At 71.5% G+C, this 20143-nt stretch carries 14 protein-coding genes and 1 pseudogene; 12 read left to right on the top strand and 3 right to left on the bottom strand.

The window, feature by feature from the left end; genetic code table 11:
- Nucleotides 1–11: 11 nt before the first annotated feature.
- Nucleotides 12–422 (bottom strand): Fur family transcriptional regulator, encoded by a 411-nt coding sequence (locus tag ABZW18_RS10855; protein WP_356185119.1) that lies wholly within the window; start codon nucleotides 420–422, stop codon nucleotides 12–14.
- A gap of 159 nt (nucleotides 423–581) precedes the next feature.
- Between ABZW18_RS10855 and ABZW18_RS10850 the strand changes: the two are divergent.
- Both ABZW18_RS10850 and katG read left to right on the top strand, forming a co-directional pair.
- Nucleotides 582–1039, top strand: a pseudogene (locus ABZW18_RS10850) (transcriptional repressor).
- Entirely contained in the window at nucleotides 1032–3263 is a 2232-nt protein-coding gene (gene katG / locus ABZW18_RS10845) for a catalase/peroxidase HPI (RefSeq protein WP_356185116.1), read from the top strand. The pseudogene ABZW18_RS10850 and the gene katG overlap by 8 nt, the downstream one beginning before the upstream one ends.
- A 241-nt stretch (nucleotides 3264–3504) precedes the next feature.
- Here the strand turns inward: katG and ABZW18_RS10840 are convergent, their stop codons facing one another.
- Nucleotides 3505–4101 carry a polysaccharide deacetylase family protein gene (locus ABZW18_RS10840; protein WP_356185113.1) on the bottom strand — a complete coding sequence of 199 codons (597 nt, stop codon included), beginning with the start codon at nucleotides 4099–4101 and terminating at the stop codon, nucleotides 3505–3507.
- Nucleotides 4102–4701: 600 nt separating this feature from the next.
- Between ABZW18_RS10840 and ABZW18_RS10835 the strand changes: the two genes are divergently transcribed.
- Nucleotides 4702–5748, top strand: coding sequence for a hypothetical protein (locus ABZW18_RS10835; protein WP_356185110.1), 1047 nt, complete (start codon nucleotides 4702–4704; stop codon nucleotides 5746–5748).
- A 179-nt stretch (nucleotides 5749–5927) separates the two neighbouring features.
- Here ABZW18_RS10835 and ABZW18_RS10830 read toward each other — a convergent pair whose 3' ends face one another.
- The gene (locus ABZW18_RS10830; protein WP_356185107.1) at nucleotides 5928–6350 is read right to left on the bottom strand and encodes an SgcJ/EcaC family oxidoreductase; all 423 of its coding nucleotides are present in this window, start codon (nucleotides 6348–6350) and stop codon (nucleotides 5928–5930) included.
- A 534-nt stretch (nucleotides 6351–6884) separates the two neighbouring features.
- Between ABZW18_RS10830 and ABZW18_RS10825 the strand changes: the two genes are divergently transcribed.
- The 9 genes from ABZW18_RS10825 (at nucleotide 6885) to ABZW18_RS10785 (ending at nucleotide 20136) form a co-directional block, all read left to right on the top strand.
- The gene (locus ABZW18_RS10825; protein WP_356185104.1) at nucleotides 6885–7475 is read left to right on the top strand and encodes a GNAT family N-acetyltransferase; all 591 of its coding nucleotides are present in this window, start codon (nucleotides 6885–6887) and stop codon (nucleotides 7473–7475) included.
- Nucleotides 7476–7562: 87 nt separating this feature from the next.
- Nucleotides 7563–8759 carry an alanine racemase gene (locus ABZW18_RS10820; protein ID WP_356185102.1) on the top strand — a complete coding sequence of 399 codons (1197 nt, stop codon included), beginning with the start codon at nucleotides 7563–7565 and terminating at the stop codon, nucleotides 8757–8759.
- A 103-nt stretch (nucleotides 8760–8862) separates the two neighbouring features.
- Nucleotides 8863–10260 carry a diaminobutyrate--2-oxoglutarate transaminase gene (locus ABZW18_RS10815; protein WP_356185099.1) on the top strand — a complete coding sequence of 466 codons (1398 nt, stop codon included), beginning with the start codon at nucleotides 8863–8865 and terminating at the stop codon, nucleotides 10258–10260.
- Nucleotides 10257–12059: a pyridoxal-dependent decarboxylase gene (locus ABZW18_RS10810; RefSeq protein WP_356185097.1), complete on the top strand. Its 1803-nt coding sequence runs from the start codon at nucleotides 10257–10259 to the stop codon at nucleotides 12057–12059. Before ABZW18_RS10815 ends, ABZW18_RS10810 begins: the two co-directional genes overlap by 4 nt.
- On the top strand, nucleotides 12056–14110 hold the full coding sequence (locus ABZW18_RS10805; protein ID WP_356185094.1) for an IucA/IucC family protein: 2055 nt from the start codon (nucleotides 12056–12058) through the stop codon (nucleotides 14108–14110). Before ABZW18_RS10810 ends, ABZW18_RS10805 begins: the two co-directional genes overlap by 4 nt.
- Nucleotides 14107–15522: a SidA/IucD/PvdA family monooxygenase gene (locus ABZW18_RS10800; RefSeq protein WP_356185091.1), complete on the top strand. Its 1416-nt coding sequence runs from the start codon at nucleotides 14107–14109 to the stop codon at nucleotides 15520–15522. The genes ABZW18_RS10805 and ABZW18_RS10800 overlap by 4 nt, the downstream gene beginning before the upstream one ends.
- Nucleotides 15519–16964 (top strand): MFS transporter, encoded by a 1446-nt coding sequence (locus ABZW18_RS10795; RefSeq protein WP_356185088.1) that lies wholly within the window; start codon nucleotides 15519–15521, stop codon nucleotides 16962–16964. Before ABZW18_RS10800 ends, ABZW18_RS10795 begins: the two co-directional genes overlap by 4 nt.
- A complete protein-coding gene (locus ABZW18_RS10790) occupies nucleotides 16961–18769 on the top strand; it encodes an IucA/IucC family protein (RefSeq protein ID WP_356185085.1) in 1809 nt (602 codons plus the stop codon). Before ABZW18_RS10795 ends, ABZW18_RS10790 begins: the two co-directional genes overlap by 4 nt.
- A complete protein-coding gene (locus ABZW18_RS10785) occupies nucleotides 18766–20136 on the top strand; it encodes a glutamine synthetase family protein (protein ID WP_356185082.1) in 1371 nt (456 codons plus the stop codon). Before ABZW18_RS10790 ends, ABZW18_RS10785 begins: the two co-directional genes overlap by 4 nt.
- Nucleotides 20137–20143: the final 7 nt, after the last annotated feature.

Raw genomic sequence — 20143 nt, 5'->3', positions numbered from 1 at the left:
CGGCTCATTGCCTAGGCGCAGGACGGGCACAGCCCGCGGTAGGTGACCTCGACCTCGGACACCGTGAAGCCGAACCGTTCCTCCGCCGGGAGGTCGGCCAGCGGATTGCCAGTCGGGTGGACATCGCGGATGGTGCCGCAGTAGGAGCACACCAGGTGCTGGTGCGGGTGGTGTGCGTTGGGGTCGTAGCGCTTGGCGCGGCCGACCGTGGGGACCTCGATGACCTCACCGAGGGAGACCATCTCACCCAGGGTGTTGTAGACGGTCGCCCGGGAGATCTCGGGCAGCCGCTGTGTCGCGCGGGCATGCACCTCGTCGGCCGTGAGATGTACGTGGTCGCCGTCGAGGACCTCCGCAACGACACGCCGCTGGGAGGTCATCCGCCAGCCACGCCCTCGCAGTCGCTCCAGCAGGTCACTCATATCGGTTCACCTATTCAAGTTCGGTGGGATGCCCGAAGTTTACCCATGGACGTCCGGGTTCCGATTGGATATGGGCTTGGCGCGCTTCTTGACTTGGACTCGGTCCATCGTAGGATCGGTTCCGGCGATAGCCAAGGGACAGGAAGACTCCAGTACTGCATGAGACAGAGACGTGACGGGACCACCGCCGAGAAGCTGCTCGGTGCCGGCCTGCGGGTGACGGCCGCCCGCGTCGCGCTGCTCGAGACCGTCCGGGACGGTGACCACCTCGGCGTCGAGGCGATCGCCTCCGGGGTGCGCGATCGCGTGGGCCATATCTCCCCGTTCACGTCTGGTGTGCGGCCACCCACGCGCTCACCGCGGCGGGACTCGTACGCCGCATCGAACCGGCCGGCAGCCCGGCCCGGCCCGGTCCGAGGGGCGCGTCGTGTCGTCGCTGACGTCGACTGCGCGGTCGGTGAGGCCCCTGCCCGACCGCGTCCGACGACCACGGCTTCTCGATCGACGAGGCCGAGGTCATCTACTGGGGCCTCTGCCCGACTTTTCCACCGCCCGTCCACCGCCCGCAGTTCCTGAGCACCGTGATCCGCCCGATCCGGAAGGATTCCCATGTCTGAGAACCATGATGCAATCGTCGTAGACGCGAAGGCGGAGGACGGAGGTGGTTGCCCGGTCGCGCACGGGCGCGCCCCGCACCCGACTCAGGGCGGCGGAAACCGCCAGTGGTGGCCGGAGCGGTTGAACCTGAAGATCCTCGCCAAGAACCCCGCCGTGACCAACCCCCTCGGCGAGGAGTTCGACTACGCCGAGGCGTTCGAGACCCTCGACCTCGCGGCCGTGAAGCAGGACATCGCGGACGTGCTGACGACCTCACAGGACTGGTGGCCGGCCGACTTCGGCCACTACGGCCCATTCATGATCCGGATGGCGTGGCACAGCGCGGGCACCTACCGGATCAGCGACGGCCGCGGCGGCGCCGGGGCCGGCCAGCAGCGCTTCGCCCCCCTCAACAGCTGGCCGGACAACGGGAACCTCGACAAGGCCCGCCGCCTGCTGTGGCCGGTCAAGAAGAAGTACGGCCAGAGCCTCTCGTGGGCCGACCTCATGATCCTCACCGGCAACGTCGCCCTGGAGTCGATGGGCTTCGAGACCTTCGGCTTCGGCGGCGGTCGTGCGGATGTCTGGGAGCCCGACGAGGACGTCTACTGGGGTCCCGAGACCACCTGGCTCGGTGACAAGCGCTACACCGGCGACCGGGAGCTGGAGAACCCCCTCGGCGCGGTGCAGATGGGCCTCATCTACGTCAACCCGGAGGGCCCGAACGGCAACCCGGACCCGCTCGCCGCGGCCCGCGACATCCGTGAGACGTTCCGCCGGATGGCGATGAACGACGAGGAGACGGTCGCCCTGATCGCGGGCGGTCACACCTTCGGCAAGACCCACGGCGCGGGCCCGGCGGACAGCGTCGGGGCCGACCCCGAGGCCGCCTCGATCGAGGAGCAGGGCCTCGGCTGGAAGAACACCTACGGCACCGGCAAGGGCGGTGACACGATCACCAGCGGTCTCGAGGGTATCTGGACGAACACCCCGATCACGTGGGACAACAGCTTCTTCGAGATCCTCTTCGGCTATGAGTGGGAGCTGTACAAGAGCCCCGCCGGCGCGCACCAGTGGCGGCCGAAGGAGGGCGCCGGGGCGGGCACCGTGCCCGATGCCCACGACGCGTCGAAGAGCCACGCCCCGACGATGCTGACGACCGACCTCTCGCTCCGGTTCGACCCGGCCTACGAGCAGATCTCGCGGCGCTTCCTCGAGAACCCCGCCGAGTTCGCGGACGCCTTCGCCCGCGCGTGGTTCAAGCTGACCCACCGCGACATGGGCCCGATCGTGCGCTACCTCGGCCCTGAGGTCCCGAGCGAGACGCTGCTGTGGCAGGACCCCCTCCCCGCGGTGACGCACGAGGTTGTCGATGCCGAGGACATCGCCTCCCTCAAGGGCCAGATCCTCAGCCAGGGCCTGTCGGTCTCCCAGCTCGTGTCCACCGCGTGGGCGTCGGCCTCGTCCTTCCGGGGCAGCGACAAGCGGGGCGGCGCCAACGGTGCGCGCATCCGCCTCCAGCCGCAGAGCGGGTGGGAGGTCAACGACCCCGACCAGCTGGCGACGGTGCTGCGCACCCTGGAGGGGATCCAGGAGTCCTTCAACACCGACCGGACCGGCGGCAAGCAGGTCTCGCTCGCCGACCTGATCGTGCTCGCCGGTTCTGCGGGCGTCGAGCAGGCCGCCAAGGACGCCGGCTTCGACGTCGAGGTCCCCTTCACGCCGGGTCGCGTGGACGCGTCGCAGGAGCAGACCGACGTGGAGTCGTTCGCCGCGCTCGAACCGACCGCCGACGGGTTCCGCAACTACCTCGGGAAGGGCAACCGGCTGCCGGCCGAGTACCTGCTCATCGACCGGGCGAACCTCCTGACCCTGAGCGCCCCCGAGCTGACGGTCCTCGTCGGTGGCCTCCGCGTCCTGGGCGCGAACTACCAGGACTCGCCGCTCGGCGTCTTCACCACTACTCCCGGGTCGCTGACCAACGACTTCTTCGCCAACCTGCTCGACCTGGGCACGACGTGGAAGGCGACGTCCGAGGACGCGAACACGTTCGAGGGTCGCGACGCCGCCACGGGCGAGGTCAAGTGGACCGGCAGCCGTGCCGACCTTGTCTTCGGGTCGAACTCTGAGCTGCGCGCGCTCGCGGAGGTCTACGCGAGCGATGACGCGAAGGAGAAGTTCGTGAACGACTTCGTCGCGGCGTGGGACAAGGTGATGAACCTCGACCGGTTCGACCTCGTCTGATTCGTCTGACCATGACGTCCAGGTCGGCCCGCGCCGGCCGACCTGGACGTCCTCAGCCCGAAGGATCTCGACATCGTCCGCCTCCAGCTCCAGCGCGACGCCGAGAGGGTCGCGATCGATGGAGGGGGCGAGCCGGGGAGCGCGCCCGCGCGGTCAGTAGCCCTCAGCCACCGACCACACCGATACCTCGGACCATGCGCGCCGAACCGGCTCACCCACCTTGAACCCACAGTCCGAACTCTCACACGTAGTCCTCGAGGCGGGCGACGGCGAAGCCCTGGTCGGTGATGGTCCGTAGCAGATCCTGGGCTACGTCGGTCAGTGTGGCGCCCTCGAGGCGCTGCTGCGGGAAGAAGTGGAACAGGATGATGTCGCCCGGGCGCAGGGTGTGGTCGGTGGCGTCGTAGCGAAGGCCCTTGGGCTGCATGTTGGCGCGCCAGAGCACTGTGGCGCGGATGCCGCAGTCGGCCGCCGCCTGCAGGGTGGTGGGGTTGTAGTGGCCGCGCGGAGGGCGGAACAGCGTGGGCCGTTCCCCGAAGACCTGCTGCAGGCGGTCTTGTTGGCCGCAGATCTCCGCCCGTTGAGCGGCGTAGGGGAGGTTGGTCAGCCGCTTGTGGGTCAGGGTGTGATTCTGCACCCTATTGCCCAGCTGACGCAGTCGGGCGAAGTACCCGTAGTTGTCCCCGGCCATGGAGTCGGTCAAGAACATGCTGAACGGCACTCGCAAGGTGCTCATCAGCTTCGCGAAGGCCGGATCCTTCGCTGCACCGTCGTCGATGGTGAGGAAGACGACCCGGTCGTGGGTGGGCACCCGCTCGATCCGTGGCACCTGGCGCATTCCGTCCACGATCGGGGCGGGCAGCGGCGGCTTGTTCCGCGGTGGAGGCGGGGGCGGAATCAGCTTTGGGAGGGTCGCCCGGGCAGGCGTGGGCGCCTCGTGTCCCCGCGGACCCAGGGTGTCTTCGCTGCCCGTTCCGCACCCGCTCGCGACGGCTGCCGCCAGGATGAGGCCGGTCAGCCGGCTGATGATCGTTGTCACTCGGCCTGGTTGCTGCATGACACCGATCATCGCGCAGCGCGGCCTCCGGCGGCCGTATGCGACCTGTCGGCTTGGTTCAGCCGGCGAACGGCTGCCAGGCGGATGCGGAGATGCGGCTGTTCGGGGACGGGCGGCCGCGGTGGCTCCGGCTCTGAGGATCCAGCACGCTCGCCGCAGTTGTTCTGCAGCCTGCGCGACCGGCTGAGCGCATTCCCGTCCGTACCGTGTCGCCCCAGCCATCGAGGGCTCGATCGTCTGCATTCTTCTGCTCGTTGGCCATCGACGCCGTGAAAAAGTTATGTGTCTCTGCGACGGACCGCCCGCCGTGGCACGTAGAGCCAGTGAGGACCTGTGCCCACGACCGCGGCACGGGATGTGTAGATGCGGAGAGGCTGACATATGGCGGAACGATTCGGTCGGCGAATACGCAGGGGCGTGAAGGGCACGGCGGTCGCGGCGGCGGCCATGGCGGCATTGACGGCCTCGCAGAGTCATGGGCTGACGGCCGACGCATCCGGTCCTGCCGATACGGTTTCACCGCCTGAACCACTCATTTCGGGCGGGTCGCCGTATCACACCGAACTCCCCCCGCTGGTCGATCCCGGCAAGCGAGCAGCAGGCACGGACACGGTGCGCTCCGCTTCCGACGGGCGGGGCAGCGGGGCCATTCCGACCACGGTCCTGGACGCGTATCAGCAGGCGGAAGCGGCCCTGGCCAAGAGCCACCCCTTGTGCCATCTGCGCTGGGAACTGCTCGCGGCGATCGGCCAAGTGGAGTCCGGCCAGGCACGCGGCGGCCGGGTGGACGCCGACGGCACGACAGCGTCACCCATCCTGGGCCCGCAGTTGAACGGCAACGGGTACGCCGCCATCCACGACACCGACGCCGGCGCTTGGGACGGTGACCGCTCCTTCGACCGCGCGGTGGGACCGATGCAGTTCATCCCCTCCACGTGGGCCGTATGGGGCGCGGACAACAACGGCGACGGCACGGAGGACCCCAATAACATCTACGACGCGGCCCTGGCCGCGGGCCGCTACCTGTGCGCGGACGGGCGCGACCTGTCCGATCCGCACGATCTCGACCGTGCGATCCTCGGTTACAACCAATCCCAGGCCTACCTGGCCACGGTGAAATCCTGGTACACGTACTTCAGGAGCGGTTACCGCACCGTGCCCGACACCACCGACACCGGCCACGCGCGTACACCGGCGCCCTCCCCCACTACTCCACGCGCCACCCCCTCGCCCTCGGCCGCGCCCAGCACGCCGAACACGTCTCGCCCGAGCAGCGGACCCACGTCGCCCGCCGGCAAGCCGAAGCCAACAGAGGAGCGGCCCGACGATCACAAGTCCGAAGGCTCCCTGCAGGGGCTCCCCGACAGCGACCTGCCCACCGCGAAACCCACCGCTACAGCGACTGACCGCCTGCCGCAACTGCCGTGACGCAGCCGCCGCAGCAGGGCGCCGCTCCGCCGTCACCGGTCGACGGCACGTTCGACGGGCAGCATTGGCTCGGTGCCGACTGCTGACGCAAGGCCTGACCGGCTCGCGCCGGGGGATGGTGGACGAGCCCAACCGCAGTGGACCACCTCTCTCGGCGATGGTCGGGCCATAGCGACTGGCTAACTGGTCACCGGCTCATCATCGGCGGCGGTGTCGGGAAACGAGTGATGCTCGTGTGCAACAATCCATCGCCCCTGCTCCTTGCGTAGCCCGAGCGTAAGCCGTAGGCGATTCCGGGGTTGGTCAGCGAGCTCCTGTGGGGTCCCGCAGCGCAGCAAGGCATGGGCATAGGCGACGTCGTGACCAGCGGTGATGTCAAGGGACACGATCTCGAACGACGCGCCTTTGCTCTGCCACTCGAAGAAGGGCGGCCACGTCTCGCGGTAGGCGTCCATACCGCGGACGCCCTCAAAGGGCGGCGGCACATCGAACATCACGATGTCGTCGGAATGATCCGCCAGGACACCGCTCAAGTCGCCGCTGTGCACAGCTGCGGCCCACCGCTCGATCAAGGTCCGAATCTGCCGTTCGTCATCAGGCATGTCAGCTCACAGTCCTCTCGACCGCATCCGGAGCAGCGCTCGTAGGGACGCACAGTCCCAAAGCGCTCCCTCCGCATCCAAACTCATCATCCGGTGTGCGCAACCCGGGAGGCCAACAAAGGCTGCGAGTGTTCAGGCTGACCACGATGCGTGTGAACGCGCCGTCACGTAGTGCCCTCGGCCGCAAGCAGCCGGGGGCGCTTCGTGATCCGGTGCAGCGGCTCAGACCATCGCGCGAGGGCGCCGGGTTCCGAATGACGCGCCACGTCAACCTCCCCACCAAGCGCGCCGCCTCGATGGTCCGCGAGCACGTCGTATGACGGCGACCGGGCGCTCGGTCCTGCCGGCGGCGACCTGGCTCCACCTGTCGCATCTTCGAACACTTCAGGTGGGATATGGCCAGGCGACGGCCTGAAGGGACCACACAGACAGTCGAGCCCGCTCGCTTGGAAACAGCGAAGCATTAGGTTAGGCTCGCCTAAGTTGCGGCCCCTGAGGTGGCCGCCGGGCAGTCCGTACCCCTGGGGGAAGTGCGTGTCTCATTCGAACAGCGCCATCGCACCGACGCACACCGCCGCTTCGGCCGGACTTCTGATCGAGCATTATGACGGAGCCGCTGTCGCCGCGGAGACCAAGCGGTGGGCGCGGATCTACGAGGACGTCTACGCGGAAGCGCTGGGGCTCAGCGACCACAGCGACCCGCCCATCTCGGACCGCCTGCTGCGGCACGCGGGGCGCCCCGGCTTCGCACTGGTGGCGGCGCTGGGCGGCGACGACGTGGCCGGATTCGTCTACGGGTACACGCTGCCTCCCGACTCGCTGTGGTGGGACGGCCTGACGCCGGACCCCGGGGCGGAGTCGACCCGCGAGTACCCGGAACGCACGGTTGCCGTATGCGAATTGCTGGTGCGCGCTCAGTGGCGGCGCTCACGGATCGGGCACGCGCTGTTCGAGGCATTCCTCGCGGAACGGCGGGAGGAACGCGCCACGGCCCTCGTGGCAGCGGACAACGACGTGATGCTCGCTACCTGCACCAAGTACGGGTTCAGCTCCATCGGCCGGATGGAGCCGTATCCCGGGTGGCGGCCCCACATGATGATCATGCGCCACCTCAGCCACAGCTGAACCCTTTCCCCCGCCCCGTCCCCGACCCGAGGCAGAGCCGTGTCCATACAGTTGCCGCCGTCCGCAGCCCCCCGATCCGCTTACCCCGTGGACGTGCTCCCCGAGGCGGTCCGCCGCCGCCTTCTGGAGCTGACGCAGACCGAGACGCCGGTGTCGGCCTATGTGTACGACGGGGCGGTCGCCGCCGAGCGTGCGCGCGAGCTGCGCAGTGCGCTCCCGGAGTGGGCGGCCGTCTACTACGCCGTGAAGGCGAACTCCTTCCCGGGGATCGTCGAGGCGCTGGCCCCGCACGTCGACGGGTTCGAGGTCGCCTCCCGCTCGGAGCTCGAACTCGCCGTTTCGGCCAAGCCGGTGGCCGGGGGCGCTCCGGCCCCGGTGGTCGCCGCCGGCCCCGCGAAGTCCGTCCCCGTCCTGACCGCCCTGGTCCGGGCCGGAGTCGAGGCGATCAACGCCGAGAGCCTGCTCGAGCTCCACCGGATCAGCCGGATCGCCGGCGCCGAGGGGGTCCGGGCAAGAGTGGCGCTCCGCGTCAACCCCGCGACGATCCCGGTCACCGGCTCGCTGCACATGGGCGGCGTCCCGTCGCAGTTCGGGGTCGCGGAGCCCGATGTGCCCGACGTGCTGCGCGAGGCGCTCCGGCTGCCCGGCCTGGACCTGGTCGGCTTCCACATCCACGCCGCGTCCAACAACCTCGACGCCGAGGCTCATGCCGCGTATCTGCGCTGGTGCGTGGAGTGGAGCGTGCGGACCGCCCGGGAGAAGGGGATCGACCTGCGGCACGTGGACATCGGCGGCGGCATCGGCGTCGCCTTCGAGGGCGAGAAGCCCTTCGACGTCGCCCGCTTCGGCGAGCTGGCCGGAGAGGTCGAGCCGCCCTCGGGGGTGAAGGTGGTGCTCGAGCCCGGCCGCTTCCTGGTCACCGACTGCGGTTGGTACGCCGCCGAGGTGACGGATGTGAAGGCGTCCTACGGTGAGTGGTTCGTGGTGCTGCGCGGCGGCATCAACCACTTCCAGCTCCCCACGTCCTGGGACATCGTGCACAACGTCGCGGTGCTGCCCGTCGAGGACTGGCCGGAGGGCTGTCCGCGCCCGGCCGCCGAGCGGGCGCGTGTGACGGTCGTCGGCGAGCTGTGCACGCCGGAGGACACCCTGCTGCGCGATGTTCTGGTGGACCAGGTGCGCGCCGGTGACCTGGTCGTCTTCCCGTACGCGGGCTCCTATGGCTGGGAGTTCGCCATGCACAGCTTCCTCGGCCACCCCGTCGCCGACCGCCTCCTGCTCTGAGGCGCAAGAGCCACGAGCCGCGGCGGGCCCGGGCCGCACCAGCCCTTACATCCGCCGTCGGCGCCCGTTCGCCCCCTCTCCTCAGCATCTGGAGCCGTAAGTCATGACTGTGCACCCCACCGACCTCCCTGACACCGGACAGGCCGCGAACAGAGGGGACGCCATCCTGGAGCGTCAGCGCGCCCGGGAATCTTCGGCACGTACGTACGCCCGCTCGTTCCCGATCGTCCCGGCCCGTGCCCAGGGCATGACGGTCGAGGGCACCGACGGCCGCAGCTACCTCGACTGCCTTTCCGGCGCCGGCACCCTGGCCCTCGGCCACAACCACCCCGTCGTGTTGGAGGCCATTCAGCGGACCGTCAGCAGCGGGGCCCCGCTGCACGTCCTGGACCTGGCGACCCCGGAGAAGGACGAGTTCACCGACGCGCTGTTCGCCACCCTGCCCAGCGGCTTCGCCGACAAGGCCCGTATCCACTTCTGCGGGCCCGCCGGGACGGACGCGGTGGAGGCCGCGTTCAAGCTGATGCAGACCGCCACCGGGCGGCACGGGCTGCTCGCCTTCACCGGCGCGTACCACGGCATGACCGCGGGTGCCCTGGCCGCTTCCGGCGGTGTCGGGACGAAGACGCCGGTGCCAGGGATCGCCGCGGATGTGACCCGGCTGCCGTACCCGTACTCCTACCGCTGCCCGTTCGGCGTCGGCGGGGAGCGCGGCGCACAGCTGTCGGCCTCGTACACCGGGCGGCTGCTCGACGACCCGAACGGCGGAGTCGTGCCGCCCGCCGCGATGATCCTCGAAGCAGTGCAGGGCGAGGGCGGAGCGGTACCCGCCCCGGACACCTGGCTGCGCGAGATGCGCCGCATCACTGCGGAGCGGGAGATCCCGCTGATCGTCGACGAGGTGCAGACCGGCGTCGGGCGCACCGGCGCCTTCTGGGCCGTGGAGCACAGCGGGATCGTGCCGGACGCGATGGTGATGTCCAAGGCGATCGGCGGCAGCCTGCCGCTCGCGGTGCTCGTCTACCACGAGGACTACGACGGCTGGCTGCCCGGGGCCCACACGGGCACCTTCCGCGGCAACACCCTGGCCATGGCCACCGGCACCGCCACCCTGCGGTACGTCGACAAGGAGGGCTTGGCCGAGCGGGCAGCCACCGTCGGCGCCCGGATGACGGCGCGGCTGGAGGGCCTGCGAACCGAACTCCCCGCGATCGGCGATGTCCGCGGCCGCGGCCTGATGATCGGCGTCGAGCTCGTCGACCCGGAGGCCGAGCCCGACGCATGCGGCGCCCGGCCGGTCGCCCCGCAGCTGGCCGCGCAGGTGCGCGCCGCCTGCCTGGAGCGCGGCCTCATCGTGGAGTTGGGCGGTCGCTACGACTCGACCGTCCGGCTCCTGCCGCCGCTGGTCATCACCGATGAGCAGGCCGAAACGGTGCTGGACCGGCTGACCGACGCCATCGCCGCGGTGAGTGCACCGCAGTTCACGGGAGTGCAGGCATGACGGGCAAGATCCACGAACTGCGGTCGGCCACCGGTGTGTCCGGGGTGACCGACGGCACGAGCGCTCCCGCGTCGGACGGCTCCGGCGCTGCCCCGGATGTGTACGACACAGAGGCCGCGCCGGAAGGAACAGTCCGCAACGTCGCGAGCATGCGCAGCAGGCGTACCCCGCAGGCCGACGGCACTCGTGCCCGAGGGGGCTTGAGCCTCGCCCCGGACCCCGCCTCCCCAGGAGCCGACCCCCTCGATGAGGAGTGGGCCGGACTGCTGCGCAGTGCCGCATCGTCGGAGTTCGGCAACCGGAAGACCGCGCTGTCCGGCGGGCCGGGCGGACCCGGCGCGCTCGAGCCCCTGCTGCACGCCGTGCTGGAGGCCCTCGCCAAGGGCGCTGTGCGGCGCGGCGGTCCGCTTCCCGCCGGGACGCCCGAGGAGCTGGCCACGGAGGTCGCTCGGGTGTTCGCCGAGGCGGACGGTGACGACGCGCTGCACCATCTGACCGAACTGCTGGCGCACGGCAGCGCCGACCCGGCCGACCCCTCCTGCGCCGCGCATCTGCACTGCCCGCCGCTGGCCGTCGCCGTCGCCGCCGACCTGGCGGTGTCCGCGCTCAACCCCTCCCAGGACTCCTGGGACCAGGCACCCGCCGCTACCGCCCTGGAGACCCTGCTGTTGCAGGAGTTGGCGCAGCTGGTGGGCTACGACCCGGCCGAGGCAACCGGAGTGATCACCTCCGGCGGCACCGAGTCCAACCTCATGGGCCTGATGCTCGCCCGCGACCGGGTGCTCGGCCGGACAGCGGAGCGTCAGGTCGAGCTGAGCGGTGTGCTCCCCCTGCCTTCGGCGGGGGGAGCCCCAGGCGCCGGGCCACGCCCGCGGATCTTCGCCTCCGCCACCGCGCACTTCTCGGTGCAGCGGTCGGCTGCCCTCCTCGGCCTCGGCGAGGACGCGGTCGTGCCCGTCGCGGTCGACCACGAGCTGCGGATGAAGCCGGATGCGCTGGCCGCCGCCCTCCGTGACTGCGTCGAGCGCGGTGAGTTGCCGGTGGCCGTCGTGGCCACCGCCGGCACCACCGACACCGGTGCGGTCGATCCGCTGCGCACCTGCGCGGCGCTGGCCGCCGAATACGGCGCCTGGCTGCACGTGGACGCCGCCTACGGCGGCGGCGCCCTGCTCTCCGACGAACTCGCCCACCTGGTGGACGGCATCGCGCTGGCCGACTCGGTCTCCCTGGACTGGCACAAGCTGGGGTGGCAGCCGGTCGCCGCGGGCGTCTTCCTGGTCCGGCGGGCGGAGACGTACGCCTCCCTCGCCCGGCGGGCGGTGTACCTCAACCCGCAGGACGACGAGGAGGCCGGCTACCCCAGCCTGCTCGGCCTCTCGTTGCGCACCACGCGCCGCGCCGACGCGTTCAAGATCGCCGTCACGCTGCGCACGCTGGGCCGCGAAGGGCTGGGCCGCCTGGTCGACACCTGCCACGCGCTGGCGCGCAGCGGTGCGCAGGCGGTACGCGCACACCCGCGGCTGGAACTGCACGCCGACCCCGTCCTGACGGCATTTCTGTTCCGCTATCTGCCCGAGGACGCCGAGCCCGCGCACATCGACCGGGTGAACGCGGCGCTGCGGCGCCGACTGCTGCGCGAGGGGCGGGCGGTCGTCGGCCGCACCGAACTCCCGGGCGAGGGCCCGGGCCGGGTGCGCCTCAAGCTCACCCTGCTCAACCCGCACACCACCGCTGCCGAGGTCGAGCGGCTGCTCCACGCGGTCGCCGCGGCGGGCCAGGCCGAGGAGGACGCCCTGTGAACCGGCCCACCGACGACCGGCAGACAGAGGCGGCGCTGCCGCCCGTAGAGGGATCGGCCGCAAGCTCCGCCGCACGCCGGGAAGGCGCCGTATCGCCGTCTCCCGCCGGGCAGCCATCCGGGCAAGCCGCCCGGGGGGACGCTGCCGCTGCCGTGGCGCCTGCGGGAGAGCAGTCCGGAGATGTCGCGGTGCTCGCGGGTGGCGCCGTCGCGGGCACGTCCGCGGAGAGGTCCGGACACATCCCCGCAGCCGCAACGCCTGCGGCCCCACCGTCGGCGCCCGCCGTCGGCCCCGACCCGCTCGACGACCCGGACGCGCTCCGCGCGGGCGACGCGGCGGCGATGGAGACGCTGCTGCGCGCGTACGTACGCGAGACCGGCACCGAGGTCCCGGCGACCGGCCAGGGCCTCCTGCTGAATCTGCCGGCCAGTCAGCTGACCTTGTGGGTGCCCGTGCGGTACCGGTCGGCCACCGGCTGGCACCGCTTCGGCACGCCCCGGCTGGTCACCGCCGGGGACGACGGCCGCCTCCCGGCCGACGCGGCGCTGGTGGCGGCGGCGCTCATCCGGGAGACCACGCTGGGCCGCGGTGTGCTCCCGCACCACGGCGGCGACGCCGCCGCCCGGGTGCTGAACTCCGCCCGGCGCACCGCCACGCACATCGCACGCCGACGCGCCGAAGGCGAGGACGCCCAGGGCCCGACGCCGTTCCTCGACAGCGAGCAGGCGCTGCTGCTGGGGCACCCGTTCCACCCGGCGCCCAAGAGCCGCGAGGAGGCATCCGACACCGAGCTGGACGCGTACTCGCCCGAGCTGCGCGGCTCCTTCCCGCTGCACTGGTTCGCCGCGCACCCCGACGTCGTCGTCGGCGAGAGCGCGGACGGCCGTTCCCCGGCCGAGCTGCTGCGTCCGCTCGCCGCCCGGCTGGACCTGCCCGACGGCATGGTCCCGGTGCCCGCCCACCCCTGGCAGGCCCGCGAGGTGCTGGACCGTCCCGAGGTCGCCGCGCTCATCGACGCCGGGCTGCTGCGCCCGCTCGGCGCGGCCGGACCGGACTGGCACCCCACCTCCTCCGTGCGGACCGTGCAGCGGCCGGACGCCGAGGTGATGCTGAAGCTGTCCCTCGGCATGCGGATCACCAACTCCCGGCGGAACAACCTGCGCAGCGAGATGCGCCTCGGCGTACGGGCCGCGCAGCTGCTGGCCGCGGGCCCCGGGGACTGGCTCCGCGCCGAGCACCCCGAGTTCGGCATCCTGCGCGACTTCGCCTGGGTCTCGGTCGGCGCCGACGGGCCGGAGACGGGTCTGGAGACCGCCATCCGCGACAACCCCTTCCGGGGCGGCGGTACCGGCGAGCCCGAAGGGCTGTGCGTGGCCGGTCTGCTGGCCGAGCGCACCGGCCCGGGCGACGGCACCCCGCCCCGGCACCGCGCCCTGCTGTGCGCGGCCGTCGATCGCGCCGCCCGCGCGCTCGGTGTCTGTCTGGCCGAGGCGTCGGAGCGCTGGCTCGCCCGCTATCTGGACGTGCTGGTCATTCCCCTGATCCGCCTTCAGGCGCGGTACGGAATCGCCCTGGAGCCGCACCACCAGAACACCCTCGTCGCCCTCAACGCTCACGGACTGCCCCGCGCGGGCTGGTACCGGGACAGCCAGGGCTACTACCTGGCCGCTTCCCGCACCGCCGAGGTGGAGCGGCTGCTGCCGGGCGCGACGCAAGGCATCGAGCTGGTCTTCGACGACGCCTTCGTCGACGAGCGGGTGGCCTACTACCTCGGCATCAACAACCTCCTCGGTCTCGTCGGAGCCTTCGGCGCGCTCGGACTGGCCGACGAGGGCGACCTGCTGCGCGTGCTGCGCGGCGCACTGGAGCGGCTGCGCACGGCCGAGCCCGCCGCCAAGGGCCTGCTGGACCTGCTGCTCGACGCGCCCGCGCTGCGCTGCAAGGGCAACTACCTGACCTGCGTGGACGGTCTCGACGAACTCGTCGGCGACGTCCACACCCAGTCCGTCTACATCGATCTCCCCAACGCCATCACGGAGGCACAGCGGTGACCGCCCCCTCGACTTCCCCGGACCAGAACCTTCCCTACGACCTGGTCGGCGTCGGAATCGGCCCGTTCAACCTGTCCCTGGCCGCCCTGGCCGACGGCGTCCCCGGCTTCCGCTCCCTCTTCCTCGACGCCAAGCCGGCCTTCTCCTGGCACCCCGGCCTGCTGATGGAGGGAACGACCCTGCAGGTGCCGTTCCTCGCCGACCTGGTCACCATGGCCGACCCGACCAGCCCGTGGTCCTACCTGAACTACCTCCGCTCCCACGAGCGGATGTTCAAGTTCTTCTTCTCCGAGCGCTTCCACATCCCGCGCCGTGAGTACGACCATTACTGCCGCTGGGTCGCCGAGCGTCTGTCCTCCTGCCGCTTCGACGCCCAAGTCACCGCGCTGGAGTGGGACGAGGGAGCGGACGCCTTCGCCGTCGTGTACCGCTCCGCCGCCGGCGCCGAAAGCCGTGTCCTGGCCCGCCAGGTCGTGCTCGGCGTGGGCACCGACCCGGTCGTCCCCGAGCCGCTGCGCTCGCTTCTGACCGACACCCACGCCGGCCGCATCCTCCACAGCGCCGACTACCGCACCCACCAGGCGAGGCTCGCCGCCGCCGACGACGTCACGGTCATCGGCTCGGGGCAGTCCGGCGCCGAGGTCGCGCTCGACCTGCTCCGCCACCAGGACGGCGACGGCGAGGGCGGTCCGTACGTCCGCTGGCTGGCCCGTACCACAGCCTTCGCGCCGATGGAGTACTCGAAGATCGGCCTGGAGCACTTCACCCCGGACTACATCCGCTACTTCCGCCACCTCCCCGAGGCCACGCGTGAGCGGCTGGTGCGCGAGCAGTGGCAGCTCTACAAGGGCGTGAGCGAGGAGACGCTGGGCGACATCCACGACGAGCTGTACGAGCGCACCATCGGCGGCGGTGAGCCGCGCGCCGCCCTGCAGCCGGGCGTGGAGATCGTCGCGGCCGCGGCCGACGGCGACGGCTACCTGCTCACCTGCCGGCATCAGCAGCAGGAGTCGCTCTTCGAGATCCGGACCTCCGCCGTCGTCGCCGCCACCGGCTACGCGGCCTCCCGCCCCGCCTTCCTGGACGCGATGGCCGGCCTGGTCGACTGGGACGACCGGGGCCGCTACCAGATCGACGGGGACTACCGGGTCGCGCTCGACCCCCGCGTCTCCGGCACGCTCTACGTCCAGAACGCCGAGCTGCACACACACGGCGTGAGCGCCCCCGATCTCACCCTCGGCGCCTGGCGCGCCGCGACCATCCTCAACGCCGCCGCCGGACGCACCGTGCTGCCCGTGGCCTCGCGGCAGGCTTTCACCACCTTCGGAACACCGCAGGCGCCCGCGTCCACCGAGCCCGCCGCAGCCGTCCCGCCCGCAGCTGTCACCTCCCCGGCGGGGATACCACGATGAGCGTCGCCGAGAAGGCCGGCCCGTCGGCCCCGGGCGGCTCGACGCGCCACGCCAAGACGGTGCTGATATCCGTGATCGGCCTCCACCTGGTCGCCGAGACCGCTCTGACGCCGTTCCTCCCTCAGCTGTTCGAGCGGCTGTACGGGATCGAGGATCCGGAGGCGACAGGGCTGTACATCTGGATCTGCCGCATTGCCGGGCTCGCCGCCCTCCCGCTGTGGGGGCTGGCGGCCCGGCGTTGGCCGCTGCACAAGCTGGTGCTGGCCGGGCTGTGCGGGTCCGCCGTTCTCGATCTGCTCCTCGGCCTGGCACCCAGCTATGCCGCGTACACGGTGCTGTCGACGCTCATCGTGGCGACCAACAGCGCACTGCTGCTGGCCTACCCGGCGTTCATCGCCGAGCACGGCGACGAATCGGAGGGTGTACAAGGCCGGCTGTCCGCAATCTGCTCACTCGTGATCGTCTTCCACCTGTCGGTCGTGGTCTCGACGATGGTGGGAGCCGGGGTGCTCGCCCTGCCGGAGCCGCGCATCGGCATCTCGGCGTTCGCGGTCCTGGACACCCTCCTGGCCGTGCTCACCTATCGCATCCTGGGCCGGCGCCCGGACCTGAAGGCCGAAGGCTCCGCGGTCGACGACGACGTCCAGGACACCGACGGCACGTCGGACGCGGTGCGTGCCGAGACCGTCGCGGCTGCCCGGGGTGCGCGTTCGGCGAGCCGCCTCCCGTGGTTCATGATGCTGGCCTACGCCGCCCTGATCGGGGTCGCGTTCGACTTCTCGGTCAACGTGGCACGCCCCTTCTTCACCGAGTTCGCCGACAGCCTCGGCAGCGGCTCGGTCGGGTCCGCGGTGCTGTTCTTCCTGCCGAGCGTCTCCGCGCTGGCCGTGCTGCCCGCGGTGCGCCGCTGCCACGACCTGCTCGGTGACCGGTTGCTGCCGCTGGCCCTGGCCGTGGGCACGGCCGGGCTCGCCTGGACGTGGCTGGCCGACTCACTGCCCGGGCTGGTCGGCAGCCGACTGCTGTACGGCATCGGTCTCGGCCTCGGCCAGGTCGCCGTCGAGCTGCGGATGTTCCGCGCGACCGGTACGAAGGGCCCGGCGTTCACCGCCGTGGAGACCGCCCGTTCCGCCGGTCTGCTCGCCGCGCCGCTGGCCGCCACGGCCGCGGTCTCCCACGACCTGGCGCTGCCGCTGGCCGTCGCCGCGGCCGTACAGGTGTGCGCCGTCGTCCTGGCCCTGAAGCGCACCCGGAGCGAGGCCGCCCCGGCATCGGCCGCCTCCGGCTCCGTCGGGCCGGAGGCCGGAGCGGCGGAACCTGCCATCCCGCGGCAGGCCGGGCCGGTCTCGGCTGCCCCGGAATCCGACGACGGCCCCACGCCTGCCCTGACCGCACCCGCCTCCCACGGCTCCCCCGCGTACTCCGAGGAGAATCACCGATGAACCGCACCGCACGTGAGGCCTGGGCGCAGGCGGGCCGACGGCTGCTCGTCAAGGCCGTAGCGGAGTTCGCCTACGAGGAGTTGCTCGTCCCCGAGCCCGACCCGTCGGCCAGTGCCCCCGACGCGTACCGACTGGACCTCGCCGACGGGGTCCACTGGACCTTCCGGGCCGCGCGCGGCACCTTCGGCACCTGGCGGCTCGTACCCGGCACCCTGCGGCGTCACCCCGCCTCCGCCGATGACGAGGCCGGGCCCGAGCGGCTGCTGCTCGACGCCCGCCCAGTCCTCGGCTGGGACGGCCCCACCACCGCCGAGGTGCTGCGCGAACTCACCGCCACCCGGCGGGCCGAGGCCGAGGTCATCGCCCGCGGCCTGCCCGCCGCCGACCTCGCCGACCTGGACCACCTCGACCTCGAGGCCCATCAGGACGGCCACCCGTGCATGCTGCTCAACAAGGGACGGCTGGGCTTCTCCGCCGCCGACGCCGCCGCCTACGCCCCCGAGGCGGCGGGTTCGGTGCACCTGCTCTGGGCCGGCGTCCACACCGGCCTCGCCTCCTACTCCGGCGTCCCCGGCCTGGACGCCGAAACCCTCCTGGCCGAGGAGTTGGACGAGGACACCCGCAAGCAGTTCGCGGCCACCCTTCAGGAGGCGTGTGCCGAAACCGGTTACGACACCGCCGACTTCTGCTGGCTGCCCGTGCATCCCTTCCACTGGGACGAGGCCGTCGCAACCCTCTTCGCCCCCTATCTCGCCGACGGCCGGATCGTGCTGCTCGGCGAGGGCCCGGACCGCTACCGGCCGCTGCAGTCCATCCGCACCCTGGCCAACCTGGACCATCCGCAGCGCCGCAATGTGAAGGTGCCGCTGTTCATCCGTAACACCCTCGTCTGGCGCGGCCTGTCGACCGAGCCGATCGAGGCCGCGCCCGATGTGAGCGCCTGGCTGCACACCGTCCGCGACGCGGACCCGCACCTCCGCGACGAACTGCGCTTCCATCCGCTCGGCGAGGTGGCGGGCGTAGCCGTGCACCACCCGCTGTACGAGTCCGTGAAGGACGCCCCGTACCGCTACCACGAACTCCTCGGCGCGGTCTGGCGCGAGCCGGTCGCGGCACTGCTCCGCGAAGGTGAGCAGGCCCGCACCATGGCCGCACTGCTCAAGGTCGGCTCGGACGGTCGCGCCCTGGTCAGCGAGCTGGTCGACAGGTCCGGGCTCGAGCCCCGCGCCTGGCTGGACCAGTTCTTCCGCGCCCTGCTGCCCGGCCTGCTGCACTACCTCTACCGGTACGGCGTGGCGTACTGCCCGCACGGCGAGAACACCGTCGTCCTCTACGACGCCGCCGACACCCCCATCGGCATCGCCGTCAAGGACTTCGCCGAGGACGTCAACCTGCTGCCCGGCAGCCACCCGGAGTACGCCGCCCTCTCCGAGCGCGCCGACGCGCTGCTGCTGCGCTGGCCCGCCGGCGAGCTCGCCCACTCGCTGCTCAGCGCGATCTTCGCGGGCCACTTCCGGTTCTTCGCCCCGCTGGCCGCCGAGCATCTCGGCGTGCCGGAGGAGGAGTTCTGGGCCATGGTCCGCGCGGAGATCGAGCGCTACCACGCCCGCTTCCCCGAGCTGGCCGAGCGCTTCGAGGACTTCGGCCTGCTCGCCCCGGAGTTCGACCGGGTGGCGCTCAACCGTGAACAGCTGCTCGGCGGCGGCTTCCACGACCGCGCCGAGAAGGACGAGGGCTTCGACGTCGTCCACGGCACCCTCTCCAACCCCCTCGCCACCGCCGCCGTCCCCCAGGAGCAGATATGAGTACGTCACCGAACACCTCGCCGTATGAACGGCTGCGCGCCGACGCCGACGCCGGACGCGTCGAGGAAGTGATCGTCGGCGTCCCGGACCTCCAGGGGCGGCTCCAGGGCAGTCGGCTGTCCGTCCCGTACTTCCTGGACGAGGCGGCCGAACAGGGCTTCGGCGCCTGCGTCTACCTCCTCGCCTCCGACGTCGAGATGGGAACCGGACCCGGCTACGCCATCGACGCCTGGAACGTCGGCTTCGGCGACTTCGTCCTCCGCCCCGACCCGGCCACGCTGCGGACCCTCCCCTGGGACCCGGGGACCTCGCTCGTCCTCGCCGACGCCGTATGGCCGGGCGGCGAACCGGTCGAGGTGGCACCGCGCCAGGTGCTGCGCACCCAGCTCGACCGCCTCGCCGAGCGCGGACTGGCCGCGTTCACCGGCACCGAGCTGGAGTTCCTCGTCTTCCGCGAGTCGTACCGGGATGCCTGGGACCGCCGCTACCACGGCCTGGAGACGACCACCGCCTACAACGTCGACTACTCCCTCCAGGGGCTCGCCGAGATCGAGCCGGTGGTGCGCCGCATCCGCCGGGAGATGGTGCGCGCCGGGCTCACCATGGAGACCGCCCGCGCCGAGTGCCACGCCGGCCAGTACGAAATCGTCTTCCGCTACGACGAGGCGATGGTCACCTGCGACAACCACGTCGTCTTCAAGAACGGCGCCAAGCAGATCGCCGCGCAGGAGGGCGTCGCGCTCACCTTCATGCCCAAGTTCGACGAGGGCGAGGGCAACTCCTGCCACATCCACCTGTCGCTGCGCGGCACGGACGGCTCGGCGGCGCTGGCCGATCCGGCGGCGGAGGACGGCATGTCCGAGCTGATGCGCCACTTCGTGGCAGGCCAGCTCGCCTGCCTCGCCGACTTCGCGCTGCTGATGGCGCCGAACATCAACTCGTACAAGCGCCTCCGGCCGGGCTCGTTCGCCCCCACCGGCATCACCTGGGGCCGCGACAACCGGACCTGCCCGGTGCGCGTCGTGGGCTCCGGCCACTCCCTGCGCATCGAGCACCGGGTGCCCGGCGGGGACGCCAATCCGTACCTCGCCGTCGCCGCCGCAGTGGCCGCCGGGCTGTACGGCATCGAGAACCGCCTCCCGCTCACGGAGCCGCACACGGCCAACGCCCTGGCCGATCCGTCGGTGCCGCGGCTGCCCACCACGCTCACCGAGGCTCTGCACCGGTGGGAGACCAGCGAGATCGCGGCCAAGGTCTTCGGCGAGGCGGTCGTCGGCCACTACGCGCAGGCCGCCCGTACTGAACTGGCCGCCTTCGAGACGGCGGTCACGGACTGGGAGCGGGTCCGCGGCTTCGAACGCCTGTGAAGTCCCG

Source organism: Streptomyces sp. NPDC004647 (genome assembly GCF_040609575.1).
Lineage (GTDB): Bacteria > Actinomycetota > Actinomycetes > Streptomycetales > Streptomycetaceae > Streptomyces.
This window is presented reverse-complemented; position numbering and strand designations above follow the sequence as displayed.